Below are 17,982 nucleotides of genomic sequence, written 5' to 3'. Positions count from 1 at the left end.
GATCGGTGTACTGGTGTTCGGGCGGCGCCCCACCCTCGAACAATCCACCCGCGCCGTCATCGCCTTCGGCGGCCTGCAGGACTGCTGCCTGCAGTTCCCCGACGTCCCCGGAGATCAGCTGCGCACCGCCACGGTCGACGGAGCGATGGCCGCGCTCGGGTTGTGAAATCAGCCGAGCTTGCCCACGAGCAGGCCGCCGAAGGCGATGACGGCGCGGGTGGATTGTTCGAGGGTGGGGCGCCGCCCGAACACCAGTACACCGAGCCGGGCGCGCCAGGCCAGCAGTTGGTCGATCAGCCCCAGATCGACCAACGTGGTCAGCTCGGAGACGATCAGGATGAGATCGGCGCGGTGCCGGTAGTGAAAGTCGAAGTAGCCCTCCAGGAGCTCCCGCGGCGTGGCGCGGGCCGCTCCGCGTTTGCGTTCCTGCTCGGCGATGAAGGCCTCACCCTCGTCGATGAGGGGCTGCAGAATGCTGCGGACCAGGTCTTCACGTGACCGGAAGTGGTAATACAAGGCGGGTTTGGTGATGCCCAGGCGGTCGGCGATGTCCTGCAGGCTGGTGCGCACGACGCCCTTCTCGGCGAACAGCTCGCGCGCCACGTCCTGGATGCGCTGGCGGGTATCCAATGCAGGCTTGGCCACGTAGCCACCCTAACTTACTTAACGATCGGTAAGCTGGCCAACGAAGCACTTACCGACCGTTAAGTAAGGGGGCATCGTGAAGGTACTCATCTCCGGCGCCAGCATCGCCGGGCCGGTTCTCGCCTACTGGCTGTCGCGGCATGGATTCGACGTCACCGTGGTGGAACGCTCACCCGCGCTGCGCAAAACCGGTGGCCACGCCGTCGACCTGTTCCGGCCTGCCATGGAGATCTCCGAACGCATGGGCGTGCTGTCCGACATCGAGGCGCACGCCACCGGCACCACCGAGATGATCATCCATCGACCAGGCAGATCGCGCCCCGCCCATCTGGACTACCTGAAGATCATCGGCGCCATGTCCGACCGGCACGTCGAGATCATGCGGGATGACCTCAGCGAGATCTACTACAACGCGTGCCGTGACGACGTCGAGTACCTCTTCGGCGACACCATCACCTCGATCTCACCGGACGGGGACGTGGCTTTCGAGCGCAACGCACCCCGGCGCTTCGACGTGGTGGTGGGAGCCGACGGACTGCACTCCGGTGTGCGCCGTCTGACGTTCGGCGACAACGTTTCCGAGAACTTCCTCGGCGGTTATCTGTCCGTGGTGTCCGTGCCGAAGGATCTGGCCCGCGACGGCGAGATGACCGGCTATTTCAAGCCTGGCCACATGGCAGGTATCTACACCGCCGACCATCTGGACGATGCCCGCGCGGTGTTCATCTTCCGCCCCGGTCAACGGCTGGACTACGACTACCGCGACGCGGACCGTCAAAAGGCGCAACTATGCACCGCATTCGCGCACACGGCGCCCGAGGTGGACCGCTGGCTCGACGAGGTACCGCAGACGCCGACGTTCTACTTCGACGCCATCACGCAGCTGCAGATGACCACCTGGTCGCGGGGCCGGGTGACTCTCGTCGGCGATGCGGGCTACTGTCCCGGCCCGGCGGTCGGCGGTAGCACCAGCCTGGCGGTGTACGGCGCCTACGTCCTGGCCGCCGAGATGGTCCGGGCCGGCGACGATTACGCCGCCGCATTCGCCGCGTATGAACGCACGATGCGCCCACCGGTCGAAGGCAGCCGAAAGCTCGCGGCCGTCAACGCGAAAACCGTGGTGCCCATGAGCAATTGGGGCATACGCGCATTGGTGGGCACAGGCAGGCTGATCTCGTTGCTGCCGCTGGGCGTGACGCAGTCGCTGGCCCGGCTCAACACCAAGGGGGTACGGCTCTACGACACCATGCCGTTGCCTACCTGGCCTGCCGCGCTTCACTGATCAGAACGCGCCGGCGGGCGTAGCGTGGCGGCATGGGCGAACTTTCCGAGGAAGTGATCGCGTTTCTGTCCGAAGGCACCCGCACCGCCGTACTGAGCTGGGTGGCAGCAGACGGTCGGCCGTTGTCGGCACCCGTGTGGTTCGTGGTCGACGACGGCGCGCTCGTCTTCAACACGGGCAAGGACACCGCCAAGGGCCGGGCACTGGCCCGGGATTCGCGGGTGGTGCTGTGTATCCACGACGACACCCCGCCGTTCGCGTTCGTCCAAGTCCAAGGTGTCGCGGCGGTCAGCGAGGATCCCGACGAGCTGCTCGCCACCGCCACCCGCATCGGCGGCCGATACATGGGCGCCGAGCGCGCCGAGGAATTCGGCCGGCGCAACGGGGTTCCCGGAGAACTCGTGGTGCGGGTCAAGCCGACGAAAGTCCATGCCGCATTCGACGTGGCGGACTGAAGGGAGGCATTGTGGCCGAGGTTTCCGCATTCGCCGAGATGTTGTCCCGTGACCACGGGCTGTGTGTGCTGAGCACGCTGCGTCGCGATGGCAGCATCCAGTCCTCGGTGGTGAATGCCGGTGTGATGGCACACCCGAGCACCGGCGATCCCGTCGTCGCACTCGTGGCCATCGGCGGAGCGCGCAAGCTGCAGCACCTGCGCGCCGATCCCCGCACCACCGTCGTCGCCCGGGCCGGCTGGCAGTGGGTGACGGTCGAGGGCACGGCCGAGATCATCGGACCCGACGACGCCGATCCCGGCACCGACGCCGAGGGGCTGCGGCTGCTCTTGCGTGCCATCTTCGAAGCCGCCGGCGGCACCCACGACGACTGGGACACCTACGACCGCGTCATGCGCGAGGAGCGTCGCACCGCGGTGCTGATCGCCCCCACCCGGATCTACTCGAACCCCGGCTGACTCACTCCGCGCGGCCCCCCAGATGCTTGGCCAGGAAGCGGTCGGCGCGGTGGTAGAAGTCCAGCCGGTTCTCGGGCTTGGCGAAGCCGTGACCCTCGTTCTCGTACATCACGTATTCGTGGTCGATGCCGTGCTCGGCCATCGCCGCGACGATCTGCTCGGATTCGGCCCGCTTGACCCGAGGGTCGTTCTCGCCTTGCGCGATCAGCATGGGGATCTTGATCGCGTCGACCCGGGACAGCGGAGAACGGGACCACAGGAAGTCGGGGTCATCCCCAACTCGCTTGTGCCACAACTGGATCATCGGCTTCCAGTACTCCGGGAACGACGCGATCAGCGTGTTCAGGTTGGACGGACCGACCATCGAGACCGCGCAGGCGAACACATCCGGCGTGAACGTCGCGCCGATCAGTGCCGCGTAGCCCCCATAGGAACCGCCGTAGATGGCGACCCGCTCGGCGTCGATGTAGCCCTTGCCCACGAGATGCTCGACGGCGTCGAGCAGGTCGTCGTGCATCTTGGCGCCCCACTCGCGGTTGCCCGCGTTGAGGAACTCCTTGCCATAGCCGGCGGAGCCGCGAAAGTTGACCGACACGACGACATAGCCGCGGTTGGCCAGCCACTGCGCCTCGGGGTCGAAGCCCCAGCCGACACGGGCCCACGGCCCGCCGTGCACGCTGAGCACGGCGGGTAAGCCGGAGCGCTCCACGCCGGGCGGGAACGACAGGTAGCCGTGCACGGTCAGGCCGTCGCGGGAGGTGAAGCTGAACGGCTCCATCGGCACCAGCGGGTAGTCGTTGAGCTCAGGGCGATGGTCGAACAGGAACGTCGGGGTCTGCGAAGCCCGGTCCCAGGAGTAGAACTTCACCGGCCCGGCGTCCTGATCGAACGCGACCAGCCAGGTGCCGTCGTCGTGGCTGCGGTCGGTGATCGACAGGTCGCCCGGGCTCACCCGCGTGAGCGCCTCGATGTCGCCGCGAATCGACTCGTCGAAGATGCGGTATTCCAACCGTTCGCCGTACACGGTCGCGGCCTGGACCTCACGGGTGTCCGGGTGCAAGACCGCGTTGCTGACGTCGTACACCGGATCCTCGGCGAGCACCTCGACGGCCCCGGTCGCGATGTCCATCGTCACCAGTCGGGTGGTGTTCGAGCCGACCGACAGCAGCAGGTACATCGCCGTGCCGTCGCCGTTGAAGGCGAGTGGGGCCGTCGTCTCGGCATCCTCTGGCGGCACGTCCAACAGGGTTCGCCAGTCAGAGTGTTCGTCGTCGCGCACCAGGATCGTCATGCCGCCCTCGGCGGTCGGCTGCATCGCGCCGCGGACCCGCAGTTCGTCGTCGACCAGCCAGCCCACGAAACCGGGGTTCTCCACCACCTTCCGCAACTCCCCGGTGGTCAGGTCGAGGTGGTAGACGTCGTGCAGCTGCGGGTTGTCCTTGTTGATCCCGACCAGCACATCGTTGGGAAACTTCTTGGGAAGTCTGATGATTCGGCACTGCACATCGTCGAACGGGGTGAGGTCACGTTCGACACCGGTTTCCACGTCGACGTCGTAGAGCCGGAAGTTCTCACTGCCGTCGCGGTCGCGCACATAGAGAATGTGCCGGTTGTCGTGCGCCCACACATAGTTGGCGATCCCCCGGTCCGTGTCGTGCGTGACCGGGCGATCGTCACCCGCCCCGATGACGCCGACGAACACGTTGAGCACGCCGTCGAGCGGAGCCACGTACGACAGCCGCGTTCCGTCCGGTGAGATCTGTGCGCCCGCGCGCTCCGGATTGCCGAGCAGCACTTCGAGCGGGATCAACGTCGCGTCCGCCATTACGCCCCCTTGTCGTCGGTATTTCTCAATACTGCCGCACCGTGGGCCGACGACCAGACGCAAAAGCCCCCGACTTGCGTCGGGGGCTCTTGACGTTTGGTGCTTAGCTCTCCAGCGAGGCCGGGGGCAGGAAGCGGTCACCGTACTTGGCGGCCAGTTCCTTGGCGCGGGCGACGAACGCCGCCTTGCCGACTCCACCGGCACCCTGGTAGCCGACGATGAACTGCGCCGAACCACCGGTGTACGGCGGGAAGCCGATACCCATGATCGAGCCGATGTTCGCGTCAGCGGTCGAGGTGAGCACGCCCTCGTCGATGCACTTCTGGGTCTCCAGCGCCTCGGCGAACAGCATGCGGTCGATCATGTCCTGCAGAGGCAGCTCCACCGAACCCGAGTTGAAGGTCTCCTTCAGCCCCGGCCACAGGCCGACGCGCTTGCCGTCGACGTACTCGTAGAAGCCCGCGCCCTTCAGGCGCGACGGGCGACCGAGTTCGATCATCTTCTCGACGACGACCTCGTTCATCTGCTTCTCGTAGGTGCCGCCTGCGGCTTCGATGCCTTCCTTGGTGGCAACAGCGATCTTGTGCATGAGCTCCAGGTTCAGCTCATCGCTCAGCTGCAGCGGCGCCGCCGGGTAACCGGCCTGCGAACCCGCCTGCTCGATCGACGCGGGCTCGACGCCCTCGCCCAGCATCGCCAGCGCCTCGTTGACGAAGGTGCCGATCACACGGCTCGTGAAGAAGCCGCGGCTGTCGTTGACGACGATCGGGGTCTTGCGGATCGCCAGGGTGTAGTCGAACACCCGGGCCAGCGCCTCGTCAGAGGTCTTCTCGCCCTTGATGATCTCCACCAGCGGCATCTTGTCGACCGGCGAGAAGAAATGGATCCCGATGAAGTCCTCCTGGCGCTTCACGCCGGTCGCCAGACCGGTGATCGGCAGCGTGGAGGTGTTCGAGCCGAGCAGCGCGTTGGGCTCGACGATGTCCTCGATCTCCTGGAACACCTTGTGCTTGAGTTCCTGGTTCTCGAACACGGCCTCGATCACGAAGTCGACGCCCTTGAGATCCTGCGGATCGGCGGTGGGGGTGATCTTGGCGAGCAGGGCCGCGGACTTCTCCTCGGTGGTCTTGCCACGCTTGAGCGCCTTGGCCTCGATGCCCTCCGAGTACGCCTTGCCCTTCTGGGCGGCCTCGATGGTGACGTCCTTGAGGACGACGTCGTAGCCGGCCTTGGCCGACACGTAGGCGATACCAGCGCCCATCATGCCCGCGCCCAGCACACCGATCTTCTTGATCTCCTGCTTGGCGATGCCCTCGGGACGCGATGCGCCGCCGTTGATGGCCTGCAGGTCCAGGAAGAACGCCTGAATCATGTTCTTGGCGGTCTGGCCGGTGACCAGGGAGACGAAGTAGCGGCTCTCGATGCGGCTCGCGGTGTCGAAGTCGACCTGCGCACCCTCGACAGCGGCGTCCAGGATGGCCCGCGGCGCGGGCATCGGGGCACCCTTGAGCTGCTTCTTCAGCAGTGCCGGGAAGGACGGCAGGATGCCGGCCAGGCCCGGGCTCGACGGGGTGCCGCCGGGCATCTTGTAGCCCTTGACGTCCCACGGCTGGGTGTGGGCCTCGGGGTTGGCCTTGATCCACGCCTTGGCGGCGGGAACCAGCTCCTCGACACTGCCGACCAGCTCGTCGACCAGGCCGGTGTCCTTGGCCTTCGACGGGCTGAAGCGGGTGCCCTGGCTCAGGACCTCCATGAAGGCCTTCTGGATGCCGAACATGCGCACGGTGCGGGCGACGCCGCCACCGCCGGGCAGCAGGCCCAGCGTGACCTCGGGCAGGCCGATCTGGCTGCCCTTGACGTCCGCGGCGATGCGGTGGTTGGTGGCCAGCGCGATCTCCAGGCCACCGCCGAGCGCGGCGCCGTTGATGGCGGCCACGACGGGCTTCGGCAGGGTCTCCAGCTTGCGCAGGTCGGCCTTGATGGTCTCGACCATCTCGAACGCCTCGGCGGCGTCGTCCGGGCCGATGTTCATCATGCCCTTGAGGTCGCCACCGGCGAAGAAGGTCTTCTTCGCGCTGGTGATGACCACACCGGTGATCGAATCCTGCTCAGCTACAAGCTTTTCCACAGCATTGTGCATGGATTCCTTGTAGTGCTCGTTCATCACGTTGGCCGAACCGGTCGGGTCGTCCAACGTCAGGGTGACGATGCCGTCGGCATCCTTGTCCCACTGAATGGTGTTCTCAGCCATTGTTGTTCAGCCCTCTCAGACGCGCTCGATGATGGTGGCCACGCCCATGCCGCCGCCGATACACAGCGTGATCAGGGCACGCCGAGCGCCACGACGCTCGAGCTCGTCGACCATGGTTCCGGTGATCATGGCGCCGGTGGCGCCCAGCGGGTGGCCCATCGCGATGGCGCCACCGTTGACGTTGAGCTTCTCGTCGGGGATGTTGAGGTCCTTCTGGAACTTCAGCACCACGGAGGCGAAGGCCTCGTTGAGCTCGAACAGATCGATGTCATCGACGGTCAGGCCGGCGCGGTCCAGCACCTTCTTGGTGGCCGGGGTGGGGCCGGTGAGCATGATGACCGGGTCGGCGCCGCTGGTGGCGGTTGCCACGATGCGGGCGCGCGGGGTCAGGCCCTGGCTCTGGCCGGCCTTCTCGCTACCGATGAGCAGCAGGCCGGCACCGTCGACGATGCCCGAGCTGTTGCCACCGGTGTGGACGTGGTTGATCTTCTCGACGTAGTGGTACTTCTGCAGCGCCACGTCGTCGAAGCCGCCCATCGCGCCGATGCCGTCGAACGCGGTCTTGAGCTTGCCCAGGCTCTCCACGGTGGAGCCGGGACGCATGTGCTCGTCGTTGTCGAGGACGACGAGGCCGTTCTGGTCCTTGACCGGGACGACGGACTTGGCGAAGTAGCCGCCGGACCACGCCGCCGCGGCGCGCTCCTGCGAGCGGGCTGCGTAAGCGTCGACATCCTCGCGGGAGAAGCCCTCGATGGTGGCGATCAGGTCGGCACCGATGCCCTGCGGGACGAAGCCGATGCGGTAGTTGGTCTCCGGGTCAGACGCCCAGGCGCCGCCGTCGGAGCCCATCGGCACGCGGCTCATCGACTCGACACCACCGGCCAGCACCAGGTCGTCCCACCCGGAACGGACCTTCTGTGCGGCCAGGTTGACGGCCTCAAGGCCCGACGCGCAGAAACGGTTGAGCTGGAAACCACCGGTGGTCTCGGGCAGCTTGGCCACCAGACCGGCGGTGCGGGCGATGTCGCCACCCTGATCGCCGACCGGGGACACAACGCCCAGGATGACGTCGCTGATCAGCGTCTCATCCAGGTCGGGGTACCGCGCGCGGATCTCCTGGATCAGGCCGACAACCAGGTTGACCGGCTTGATCTCGTTGAGTGCGCCGCCGCGCTGCTTGCCACGGGGCGTGCGGATCGCCTCGTAGATGAAGGCTTCTTCGGACATGTCTGCTCCCCTGCCGTATCGGCGTCCAGGTTCAGGTTGGGTTGTGGAACCGCCCCATTACGGGTGCAGTCCTCTGGACGGCAGCGTAGCAGCCTCGCCCAACCCGTTGGTTGGGCCTGTGCTCAGCATCTCTTTGAACCGGTCGTCGACCCGACTCGTAGCGGACTCCTCGCGGACTCGTCGGGTCTCGTCGCGGTCTCGTCGCGGATTTCCACACCAGGGCTGTGCATCCCGCGCCGCAACGACCCTGACGTAGAAAACGACGCACACCTCAGGCGGAGCGCGGCTCCTCGATCTCGATCAGACGAGCGGCCTCGACGCGTTTTTCGACCTGAGGGTTGTGCACTACGCGGCGCAACGACCCTGACGTAGAAAACGGGCGTGAAGCGCCGCCACACGAGGCCGCACCCCGCGCCTCCCCGCGCCGTTTTCGACACCAGGGCTGCACACCACGCGACGCAGCGACCCAGGCGTAGAAAACGACGCACACCTCAGGACGCACACCTCAAGACGCACAGCTCAAAGCGCACACCTCAGGCGGAGCGGGGCTCCTCGATCGCCATCAGCGACGGGTAGTCGGTGTAACCGATCGGACCGGGGGCGTAGAAGGTCGACACGTCGGGTTCGTTGAGCTCGGCGCCGAGGATCAGCCGGTCGATCAGGTCCGGGTTGGCAAGGAACGCCCGCCCCACCGCGGCCGCGCTGATCGCGCCCCACTCCGCATAGCCCTCCAGGGCGGCGAAGTCCGTGCCGGTGGCGCGGCCGGTATTGAGGACGAATGTCCCGGACCACAGGGCTCGAATGGCACCGAAGGTCCGGGTGCCCGGATCGATGAGCACGTGCAGGTACGCGAGGCCCAGCGGGGCGATCCGCTCCAACAGCGCCTCGTAGGTGCTGACGGGGTCGTTCTCGTGCATGTCGCCGGCGGTGTTCCCGGGCGAGATCCGCAGCCCGACCCGGCCCGCGCCGATCTCGTCGACGACAGCCTCGACCACCTCGGCGGTCAGCCGGGCCCGGTTCTCGGGGGAACCGCCATAGGCATCGGTGCGCTGGTTGACCACATCGGAGGCGAACTCGTGCAGCAGGTAGCCGTTGGCGCCGTGGATCTCCACACCGTCCATGCCGGCGTCGATCGCCCGGCGTGCGGCGGCCCGGAACTGCTCGACGATCGCGGGGATCTCAGCGGTTTCGAGGGCGCGCGGGGTCTGCAGCGGCTTCTTGCCGGTGGGGGTGTGGGTGACCATGTCGGCGGCGATCGCCGAGGGCGCGACAGGTTCGAACCCGCTGATGTCGGGGTGAGCCATGCGGCCGACGTGCCACAACTGGACGAACATCTTGCCGCCGGCGGCGTGCACCGAATCGGCGATCTCGGCCCAGCCGTGCTGGTGGCGGTCGGTGTAGATGCCCGGGGTGTTCATGTAGGCGCCGTTGGCGGTCTCCGCGACAGCGGTGGCCTCGCTGATGATCACGCCTGCTCCGGCACGCTGCGTGTAGTACTGCGCGGCCAGCGGCGACGGGGTGCCGTCGGCATCGGCGCGCGAACGCGTCAGCGGTGCCATGAACAGACGGTTGGTGGCGACGGTGTCGCCGACCTGGATCGGCTGAAGCAGTGCGGCGTCGGCGTTCAGTTTGTAGCTCACGCCGGTCTAAAGCGCCGTGGGCGCGGCAATCATTCCCGCATTAGCCTCATGCAACATGACTGTCACACGGCTGCAGCCCTTCGCCGTCACCATCTTCGCGGAGATGTCTGCACTGGCCGGCCGACTGGGCGCGGTCAATCTGGGCCAGGGTTTCCCAGACGAGGACGGCCCGGCCGAGATGCTCAAAGTGGCGCAGAACGCCATCGCGGAAGGCCACAACCAGTACCCGCCCGGCCTCGGCATCCCCGAGTTGCGCCAGGCCATCGCGGCACAGCGCAAACGGCACTACGGAATCGACTACGACCCCGACACCGAGGTGCTGGTGACCGTCGGCGCCACCGAGGCCATCGCCGCATCTGTCCTCGGCCTGGTCGAACCGGGCTCCGAAGTGTTGGTGATCGAGCCGTTCTACGACTCCTACTCCCCCGTGATCGCCATGGCCGGATGTGTACGGAAGGCCGTGCCGCTGGTGGCCGATGGTGCCGGGTTCGCGATCGACACCGAGGGTCTGCGCCGCGCCATCACGCCCAACACCCGGGCGCTGATCCTCAACTCGCCGCACAATCCGACCGGCGCTGTGGCCTCCGACGCCGAGCTGCGCGCCATCGCTGCGCTGGCCATCGAACATGACCTGCTGGTGATCACCGACGAGGTCTACGAGCAGTTGGTGTTCGGCGTCGCGCACCTTCCCCTGGCCGCCTACCCCGGTATGGCCGCGCGCACCGTGACCATTTCCAGCGCGGCCAAGATGTTCAACGTGACCGGCTGGAAGATCGGTTGGGCCTGCGGGCCGTCCGAATTGATCGCCGGGGTGCGTGCCGCGAAGCAGTACCTGAGCTATGTGGGCGGCGGGCCGTTCCAGCCCGCGGTGGCCCACGCGCTCAATCACGAGGACGCGTGGGTGGCCGGCCTGCGGGAGTCGTTCCAGGCCAAGCGGGATCGACTGGGCAACGCACTGGCCGACATCGGGTTCGAGGTGCACGACAGTCACGGCACCTACTTCCTGTGCGCGGACCCACGGCCACTGGGCTATGCGGACAGCGCGCAGTTCTGCGCCGAACTGCCGCACAAGGCCGGGGTGGCAGCCATCCCGATGTCAGCCTTCTGCGACGCCGAGGCTCCGCACGCCGATCTGTGGAATCACCTGGTGCGCTTTGCTTTCTGCAAACGCGACGAGACGATGGAAGAGGCGATCCGCCGGCTCGAGGTGTTGCGGGTCTAGCGTTCGTCGCTCAGCTTGATGGCGCGCTCCCGGGCTGTCATCGCTCCCCAGATGCCGTACGGCTCGGGAGCGGAGAGGGCATGCGAGCGACACCGGTCCAGCACCGGACAGGCCCGGCAGATCGCTTTGGCCGCGTCCTCGCGCCTGCGCAGCGGACGCCCCCGAAGCTCCTCCGGGAAGAACACCTCCGCCGGATGGTCCCGGCAGAGGCCGTGCAACTGCCAGCTCCACGCATCGAATGCGGGTGGCGGCAGGTTGCGAGGTGAGCGGTAGAACGGAATCGCCGGACGGCCGACAGGGGCATCTCGGATCGCCTGTCGCGCAACGAATTCCAGCGGCGGCTGCCTGTCGAACAGCGTGCGGGACAAGGCGTTCACCCCTTTGGACGAAGTGGCGTGTGGCCTGCCATGCTGCCAGCCCGCCCGAAGGCGGCAGGTTGTCATCCTGTAAAGAATCGACCACAGATCGCGACACTTTGCTGCTCCATTCCGGCACGCCGCAGGCGATCGAGTGGTACGCCCATCTTCGACGGGGACGTCCGCGAATCGAGTAGTCCGATACTCGCGCGCAACGTTCCCAAATTTGCCACCATCGTAAAGACACTGGTGGGAGGCCTGATGAACGTCGGATCGACGGTGGGGCGCGCGATGGGGATCGCGGCGCTTGGGTTATCGGCAGTGCTGGCGGTGGCCTGTAACGGTGGCGAGGTGGGTCACAGCACGACGACGACGCACACTCCGACGAGCGGGAGTGTGGCGTTGTCAACCACTACCATCTCCACCACGACATCCACACGGCCAAATCCGACCACGTTCGTCGAAGGCGAAACCGACTACACCGGTACGCCGACAAAGACCACGACGACGCTCCCGCTCCCGACGTACACCACGGTCACCGACAACAACACAACGACGCTTACGACCACGATCACTTCGCCGCTGCCGGTCATGACAACGCCATATACGGCGCCGCCGACGTGAGCGACGAGCCGCAGTCACTCACCCAGTCCGCGGAGAAGTGGCTGAGCCTGGCTGCACTGGTGGTCGCGCCAACGTCACTGATCACCGGGTTGTGTTACTTCTTCGGCCTGCTCTTCATCCGGAACAAGTTGAAGTACTTCGGCGTCGAGCCATCGACGCTGGGTTACACGTCGGCCGACTATGCCGTCACCACCATCGGGCTCTTCTTCTTCGCGGCTCTGCGGGTGCTGGTCGTCCTCGCGGTGCTCACGGCGCTGGCTGTGGCAGTTCGGCGCTGGGTGGCTACCGGGCGCCGAATCGCATTGCTACGCAACATCGCCTGGCTGTTGACGGCCCTGGGTGCAGCCAGTCTGGGTATCGCGGTGGTCTGGTTGGTCTCCAAGCAGAGCCTGATCGATCTTCTCGTCGACACCGCACGCCAGATGTACATGGCGGGGACGATCGCGGCCGGCATCGTGCTGCTTACGGCCGGCTGCTGGGTGTTGACCCTCACCGGGGGCGTCGGCGGATTGCGCCGGTTACCCAAGCCGGCCGAGCGGACACTGCTCACCGTGGCGGCCATCGGCCTGGTGGTGGCACTGTTCTGGGTCACCGACCTCTATGCCGTCGATCAGGGGAAAGGCCACGGCGAGTATGCCGCAGACCAATTGTGGGCGGCCGACGGTGAGTACATAGCCGTGCAACTCGACACCACCGAGGAACTGAAGCTGCCACACGATCAGGTGAAGAAGACACCGATCACCGCCGAGGGGTCACCGGGCGCGCGCGTCTACCGCTATGAATGCTTACGCGTCCTTGAAGCGCACGGCGGGCGATACGTTTTGGTACCGGCCAAATGGTCGCGGGGGCACGGCTACGCGATCACCGTCACGCCCGACGCGACACACCGGATCACCGGAGTCATGAATTCGACACCCGTTGCGAAAGGCCCGAATATCGATCCGTTCTGGCAGTGCCCGGAACTGGTACGCACCTTCGACAAGCCTGACCTCGTGCCCATCATGATCGGACCCGAGGACGCACAGACGCTCCTGGGCGCCGCCAATCTACGAGCTGCCGGCCCTGACACCGAATCCGAAGCGGTACCCGGCAACAGCGATGGCGACACGTGGGCGAAAGGCTGTGCGGACGAAGGGGATCCGTCGGAGGCCTCCGCGCTGCCACCCTATCCGGCAGGTGTGCCGGCAGCACGGGAACGGGAGATCACCGGAGACAGCGCCGCCGGTCGCGCGTGGTTGCGGCAGCGAGCCATGAAGTTCGACAACCCTGCGGAGGCGACTGGTTTCATGACCCGCGTGCGGGACCACTGGGATGCTTGCGTGGGCAAGACGGCCACGGTGAACCGTCACGGCGAGACGCAGGCTCGCACTCTGGGCACACACGGGCTGCAGGACCGAATCCTGTCGATGCCGGACGCCGCGCCGTCGAGCACCGTCGCAGATTGCACCCAAGCCCTGGCCGCCAAGTCCAACATCGTCGTAGCCGTCGATGTGTGTGGCACCGGGGATCCGGCACGCGCCGTGGCCATCGCCTACGAGATGCGCGAACGGATTCCCACCAACTAGGGCAGGGTGGCAGCCACCGCCCAGATCGCGGCGAGATCTTCCGGCTCGGTCCGGATCGGGCTGAGCGCCACATCGGTGGCCCCGGCGTCGAGGTAGCGCTGCAACTGCGCGCGCACCTGTTCGGGCGACCCGACCGCGGCCAATTCCGCAACGCTGGAAACCTGTTCGCGGGCAATTACTTTCTGATACGAAGGGATGGCCGCATAGAATGCGAGCCGTTCCGCAGCGGCAGCGCGGGCCCTGTCGGCATCATGGCTGACCAGTACCGGAACCATCGCCACCACACGCGGTTGCGGACGGCCGACCGAGGCAGCAGCGGCCGAGATCGTCGGCACGATGAAGTCCCCCACCGTGCGCGGCCCGGCGAGGTACGGCAGTGTCCCGTCAGCCAGCTCACCGGTCACTCGCAGAGCTTTCGGCCCCATCGCGGCGACGTACACCGGGACCTGGGCACCACCGGGCACATGCACGGGCCACTCGGGGCTGGCGGTGAACTCCGTGCCGTGGAAGTCGACCGCACCGTCGTGCAGGATCGCGTGGAGCACCTGGAGGTGCTCCCGCAACCGACCGACCGGATCCGGCCACACCGTGCCGAATGCCCGGTGTTCGGGCGCATGCGAGCCCAGGCCGAGACCCAGCGTGAAGTTCCCGTGCGTGCCGGCCTGCGCGGTCTGCGCGGCTGACGCCACCACCAGTGGGTGACGGGGATTGAGCGGCACCACCGAGGTGCCGACGCCGAGACCGGGCACCGCGGACCCGATCAACGCGGCCAGGGTGATGGCGTCGATGTCGAACTGCTGGGCCACCCAGATCTGGCGGACCCCGGCGGCGTACGCGGTACGGGCCTGTGTGATCGCGGCATCGACAACATTGGGGGCGGACGGGTTCAGGGTGAGGACGACTCCGGTCGGCATACCAGGCACCAACCGGCACGACGGTCGGCGCTATTCCGTTCTGATCACGATGCGCCTGACTCTGGAAAGTTCCGAGTCCAGCTGCGCGAAAATTACCGGCGCCGTGAATTATTCATGACACGCCGCTGCAACCGCTCGATGGCGACATCGAGGACGAGCGTGCGTGCGCGCTTGATGAGGAACTCCGGGATCGGCATCGCGAGGTCGACGATGACGTCGAACCGCACCCGCGTCCTGTCCACCTCAGGCGTCAGGTTGTATTCGACGTGCTGACCGCGTTGTTGCAGGTTCGGCTGGGCATCCCACACCATCCAGTGGTCGCCCCAGTGGAACTCAAGCAGCTCTTTGTCTGTGATGCCCAGCAACCGCATCGTCGCCTTGACGTGGTGGGGCCTGCCGTCGGGATAGCGGTCGAGCACCTTCACGCGACGGTGCAGCGCAGACCAGGACGGCAGCGCGTCGACATCGGCGAGCACCTCCATGATCGCCTCCGGCGAGGCATCGAAGACGGCCTCGCGTGATGCCTGTACGGCCACGTCCACAAATCTAGCGAAGTGTGCCGCCTAATGCTGCGGTTCTCCGCATTGAATACTGCCGACAATCAGTTGGCTTGCCGCGCAACGATCACCGGCGCCGTGGATGAATGCACCACCGCGGAACTGACCGAGCCGAGCAGCATCCCGGCGAACCCGCCCCGGCCACGGTTACCGACCACCACGAGCTGCGCGGTCTCGGCCTGAGCCAAGAGCTGGCGGCCCGGCTCGTCAGGCATGACGACCCGGCGGACGGCCACATCGGGATACCGCTCGCACCAGCCGGCCAGCTGCTCCGCCAAGATGCGCTCAGCTTCGGCGCTCAGGTCTTCCCACCTGATGGCGGGGAACTCGAAGTTCAGGTCGGTCCAGGTGTGCAGGACCACGAGCTCCACACCGCGGCGCGACGCCTCGTCGAAGGCGATCTCGGTAGCGAGCTCCGATGCGGGCGACCCGTCGACCCCGACCACCACGGGCGCCGTCGGCGGGCGTTCGCTGTGGGGGATCACCGCCATCGGACCGTGGGCATGGAGCGCCAGACTCGAGCTCACCGATCCGAGCAACCGGCGTCCCCATTTACTCAGGCCACGAGAACCCACGACCACCAGATCGGCCCGCCGCGAGTATTCGATCAGTGTCGCAACCGCATGCCCCGGAACAGCTTTGGTGACGACGCGAAGCGGATGCGCCCCCGCAGCCTCCACGGCGATCCGTTGGGCACCATCGAGGACCTCTTGCCCCAACTGATCCTGGTAGTCCCAATAGTCCTGGGGCAGAGCCACATCCAACCAGATCGGCGACATGGCACCCGGCAGTGCGTGCACGAGCGTGAGCTCTACTCCCCGCAACGCCGCATCCTGGGCAGCCCAGGCCACTGCGTGGTCCGATGCCGGCGACCCGTCAACCCCGACGACGATGCCGTACCGCTCGTGCTCACTCATGCGAATCTCCTTGTGCCCGACAGATCATCACTGGTACCGGGCTGTGGTGCAGCAGGTTCAGGCTCGTCGAGCCCAGCAGCACACCGGCCAGCGCGTTGCGGCCGCGTGACCCGACCACCACGAGCCCGGAATCGTCGACATGCTTCAGCAGTGCCTTGCCGGGTGAGTCCGGCTCGATGAAGCACTTGGCGGTGACGGCGGGGTGGCGTTTGTCGTGGGCGTCGACGGTCTCGGTCAGGGCCGCCAGTTCGGCGGACTCCACGCCATCCCAGTCGATCAGCAGTGGGATGGTGACACCGGTCTCGGCCGGAGCGGTCAGCGACAACGACCGCACGGCCGTGAGCGGCAGTCCGAACCGCTCCGCGAACTCGAACGCTGTTTCCAGTGCAGCCTGGGCCGCGGGACTGTCGTCGACCCCGACGACGACCGGGCCGTCCCCCGGGGCGACCCGGTCGCCGCGGAAGGCGACCACCGGACATGCGGCCCGGGTCGCCACGGACAGCGCCGTCGACCCGATCAACAGGGCTGCCGCCGGGGTCACCGTCTTACCGCCGAGGACCACCAGGCGTGCCTCCCGGCTGGCCTCGATCAGTACCTGATCGGCGGGTTCGTTGAACGAGACCGTCGACACCGACAGGTCGGGGTGATCGGCGCGTACGGCCTCGTCCGCAGCCTTGAGGAACGCGTCGGCCATGTCGCGCTGATACGACATCATCGCCGCGGTCAGGGCGGCCGCGGTCTGGGTCAGATTGCGGCCGATGGACGGTAGGGCGTGCACGATGCGCAGCGGCGCGCCGAACCGGGCGGCGACGGCGCCGGCCCAGCGGGCCGCGTCGAGTGCGCCGTCGCTGCCGTTGATTCCGACTACTACTGGTGCGTCCGAGGAAGTCACACCCTCATCGTGGCTGCTTCTGAGCCCGATCGCCAGGGCACAAAGACCTCAGGTGTCGGTCAGGTCCAGCCGATGTCGGCGATGTCGGTGCTCGACTGCGGCGGACGGCCGGGCGTTGCGGGAGGGGTCCGGGAGAACCGCGGGGCGGGGGCCGCCTGGGCAACACCGTCCACGGTGACCAGTGTCGACCGCGCCTGCAGATGCTCGCCCTCGGCAGCCTCACCCCAGGTGAGCACGGGTGTCACGCACGCGTCGGTACCGGCGAAGATCTTGGTCCACTCGTCGCGGGTCTTGGTGGCGAACCGCTCGGTGAAGATGGCCCGCATCTCGTCGTACCGGGCCAGTTCGAACTGTCCGGGGATCTCGGCGGAGTCCAGACCGAGACCGGCCACCAGCTGAGCGAAGAACTGCGGCTCGATCGAACCGACGGCCATGTAGCCGCCATCGGACGTCTCGTAGGTGCGGTAGTACGGGGCGCCGCCGTCGAGCAGGAACGACTCGCGTTCGTCGCGCAGCGAGCCGGTGGCCCGCATGGTCCACATCATCTGCGCCAGCATGCTGACGCCATCGACCATCGCGGCGTCGATGACCTGCCCTTTGCCGGACTTCTCCCGCTCATACAGCGCGGTGACGATGCCGATCAGCACCAGCATCGAGCCGCCACCGAAATCGGCGACCAGGTTGAGCGGGGCCACCGGCGGGCGGTCGCGGTAGCCGATCGCGCTCAGCGCACCGGTCTGCGACAGGTAGTTGATGTCGTGGCCCGCCGTGGTGGCCAGCGGCCCGTCCTGACCCCAGCCGGTGATCCGGGCGAAGATCAGCCGCGGATTGACGGCCTCGCACTCGGCCGGACCGATGCCGAGACGTTCACAGGTGCCCGGACGGAAACAGTCCAGCAGCACATCGGCTTTGGCGACCAGGTCCAACAGCTTGCCGGGCTCGGCCTTGACGTCCAGGTCCACGATGCGCTTGCCGCGGTGCATCAGGTCGACGTTCTCGGCGGGCATGGTCAGGCCACCGGGACGGCGCACCCGCACCACGTCGGCGCCCAGGTCGGCGAGCATCATCGCGGCGTGCGGCCCGGGGCCGATGCCTCCGAGTTCGATAACTCGCACTCCGGCGAGCGGTCCCGTGTTGGTCATGCGAGGCACA

17 protein-coding genes and 1 pseudogene are annotated in these 17,982 nt (G+C 66.9%); 7 read left to right on the top strand and 11 right to left on the bottom strand.

Features of this window, described 5'->3' with window-relative positions:
- Nucleotides 1-166 (top strand): annotated as a pseudogene (locus A5779_RS34595) (TetR/AcrR family transcriptional regulator); the annotation flags it as partial.
- 2 nt (nucleotides 167-168) lie between these two features.
- On the opposite strand, the gene A5779_RS20075 reads toward A5779_RS34595, so the two are convergent.
- Nucleotides 169-645 (bottom strand): TetR/AcrR family transcriptional regulator, encoded by a 477-nt coding sequence (locus A5779_RS20075; protein WP_236734818.1) that lies wholly within the window; start codon nucleotides 643-645, stop codon nucleotides 169-171.
- A 76-nt stretch (nucleotides 646-721) separates the two neighbouring features.
- On the opposite strand from A5779_RS20075, the gene A5779_RS20070 reads away from it, so the two are divergent.
- The 3 genes from A5779_RS20070 to A5779_RS20060 are packed head-to-tail and all read left to right on the top strand — an operon-like array spanning nucleotide 722 to nucleotide 2,840.
- Nucleotides 722-1,927 (top strand): FAD-dependent monooxygenase, encoded by a 1,206-nt coding sequence (locus A5779_RS20070; RefSeq protein WP_064884907.1) that lies wholly within the window; start codon nucleotides 722-724, stop codon nucleotides 1,925-1,927.
- Nucleotides 1,928-1,959: 32 nt separating this feature from the next.
- On the top strand, nucleotides 1,960-2,382 hold the full coding sequence (locus A5779_RS20065) for a PPOX class F420-dependent oxidoreductase (protein WP_064884905.1): 423 nt from the start codon (nucleotides 1,960-1,962) through the stop codon (nucleotides 2,380-2,382).
- An 11-nt stretch (nucleotides 2,383-2,393) separates the two neighbouring features.
- Complete coding sequence (locus A5779_RS20060; protein ID WP_110777522.1) at nucleotides 2,394-2,840, top strand: TIGR03618 family F420-dependent PPOX class oxidoreductase; 447 nt, start codon at nucleotides 2,394-2,396, stop codon at nucleotides 2,838-2,840.
- A 1-nt stretch (nucleotide 2,841) separates the two neighbouring features.
- Here the strand turns inward: A5779_RS20060 and A5779_RS20055 are convergent, their stop codons facing one another.
- The 4 genes from A5779_RS20055 to A5779_RS20040 all read right to left on the bottom strand — a co-directional run bounded on the left by A5779_RS20055 (nucleotide 2,842) and on the right by A5779_RS20040 (nucleotide 9,783).
- Nucleotides 2,842-4,665 (bottom strand): S9 family peptidase, encoded by a 1,824-nt coding sequence (locus A5779_RS20055; protein WP_064884903.1) that lies wholly within the window; start codon nucleotides 4,663-4,665, stop codon nucleotides 2,842-2,844.
- Nucleotides 4,666-4,768: 103 nt separating this feature from the next.
- A complete protein-coding gene (locus tag A5779_RS20050; RefSeq protein ID WP_064884901.1) occupies nucleotides 4,769-6,916 on the bottom strand; it encodes a 3-hydroxyacyl-CoA dehydrogenase NAD-binding domain-containing protein in 2,148 nt (715 codons plus the stop codon).
- A 15-nt stretch (nucleotides 6,917-6,931) separates the two neighbouring features.
- Nucleotides 6,932-8,143 (bottom strand): acetyl-CoA C-acetyltransferase, encoded by a 1,212-nt coding sequence (locus A5779_RS20045; RefSeq protein WP_064884899.1) that lies wholly within the window; start codon nucleotides 8,141-8,143, stop codon nucleotides 6,932-6,934.
- Nucleotides 8,144-8,676: 533 nt separating this feature from the next.
- Nucleotides 8,677-9,783, bottom strand: a complete 1,107-nt coding sequence (locus tag A5779_RS20040; protein ID WP_064884897.1) for an alkene reductase — start codon at nucleotides 9,781-9,783, stop codon at nucleotides 8,677-8,679.
- Between the two features lie 55 nt (nucleotides 9,784-9,838).
- Between A5779_RS20040 and A5779_RS20035 the strand changes: the two genes are divergently transcribed.
- On the top strand, nucleotides 9,839-11,005 hold the full coding sequence (locus tag A5779_RS20035; RefSeq protein WP_064884895.1) for a pyridoxal phosphate-dependent aminotransferase: 1,167 nt from the start codon (nucleotides 9,839-9,841) through the stop codon (nucleotides 11,003-11,005).
- On the opposite strand, the gene A5779_RS34590 is transcribed toward A5779_RS20035, so the two are convergent.
- A complete protein-coding gene (locus A5779_RS34590) occupies nucleotides 11,002-11,373 on the bottom strand; it encodes a WhiB family transcriptional regulator (protein WP_330220077.1) in 372 nt (123 codons plus the stop codon). The two genes, A5779_RS20035 and A5779_RS34590, sit on opposite strands and share 4 nt — an antisense overlap.
- A 249-nt stretch (nucleotides 11,374-11,622) precedes the next feature.
- On the opposite strand from A5779_RS34590, the gene A5779_RS33880 reads away from it, so the two are divergent.
- Nucleotides 11,623-11,985, top strand: coding sequence for a hypothetical protein (locus A5779_RS33880; protein WP_131811662.1), 363 nt, complete (start codon nucleotides 11,623-11,625; stop codon nucleotides 11,983-11,985).
- On the top strand, nucleotides 11,982-13,550 hold the full coding sequence (locus tag A5779_RS20025; RefSeq protein WP_064884893.1) for a sensor domain-containing protein: 1,569 nt from the start codon (nucleotides 11,982-11,984) through the stop codon (nucleotides 13,548-13,550). The genes A5779_RS33880 and A5779_RS20025 overlap by 4 nt, the downstream gene beginning before the upstream one ends.
- Here A5779_RS20025 and A5779_RS20020 read toward each other — a convergent pair.
- From A5779_RS20020 to A5779_RS20000, 5 genes are all read right to left on the bottom strand, one after another.
- Nucleotides 13,547-14,464, bottom strand: a complete 918-nt coding sequence (locus tag A5779_RS20020) for an LLM class F420-dependent oxidoreductase (protein WP_064884891.1) — start codon at nucleotides 14,462-14,464, stop codon at nucleotides 13,547-13,549. The two genes, A5779_RS20025 and A5779_RS20020, sit on opposite strands and share 4 nt — an antisense overlap.
- 92 nt (nucleotides 14,465-14,556) lie before the next feature.
- Nucleotides 14,557-15,000: an SRPBCC family protein gene (locus A5779_RS20015; protein ID WP_064884944.1), complete on the bottom strand. Its 444-nt coding sequence runs from the start codon at nucleotides 14,998-15,000 to the stop codon at nucleotides 14,557-14,559.
- Between the two features lie 65 nt (nucleotides 15,001-15,065).
- A complete protein-coding gene (locus tag A5779_RS20010) occupies nucleotides 15,066-15,938 on the bottom strand; it encodes a universal stress protein (protein ID WP_064884889.1) in 873 nt (290 codons plus the stop codon).
- Nucleotides 15,931-16,830: a universal stress protein gene (locus A5779_RS20005; protein WP_064884887.1), complete on the bottom strand. Its 900-nt coding sequence runs from the start codon at nucleotides 16,828-16,830 to the stop codon at nucleotides 15,931-15,933. The genes A5779_RS20010 and A5779_RS20005 overlap by 8 nt, the downstream gene beginning before the upstream one ends.
- 59 nt (nucleotides 16,831-16,889) lie before the next feature.
- On the bottom strand, nucleotides 16,890-17,972 hold the full coding sequence (locus tag A5779_RS20000) for a CaiB/BaiF CoA transferase family protein (RefSeq protein ID WP_064884885.1): 1,083 nt from the start codon (nucleotides 17,970-17,972) through the stop codon (nucleotides 16,890-16,892).
- Nucleotides 17,973-17,982: the final 10 nt, after the last annotated feature.

Source organism: Mycolicibacterium peregrinum (genome assembly GCF_001665625.1).
In the GTDB taxonomy this organism is placed as follows: Bacteria; Actinomycetota; Actinomycetes; order Mycobacteriales; family Mycobacteriaceae; genus Mycobacterium; species Mycobacterium peregrinum_B.
This window is presented reverse-complemented; position numbering and strand designations above follow the sequence as displayed.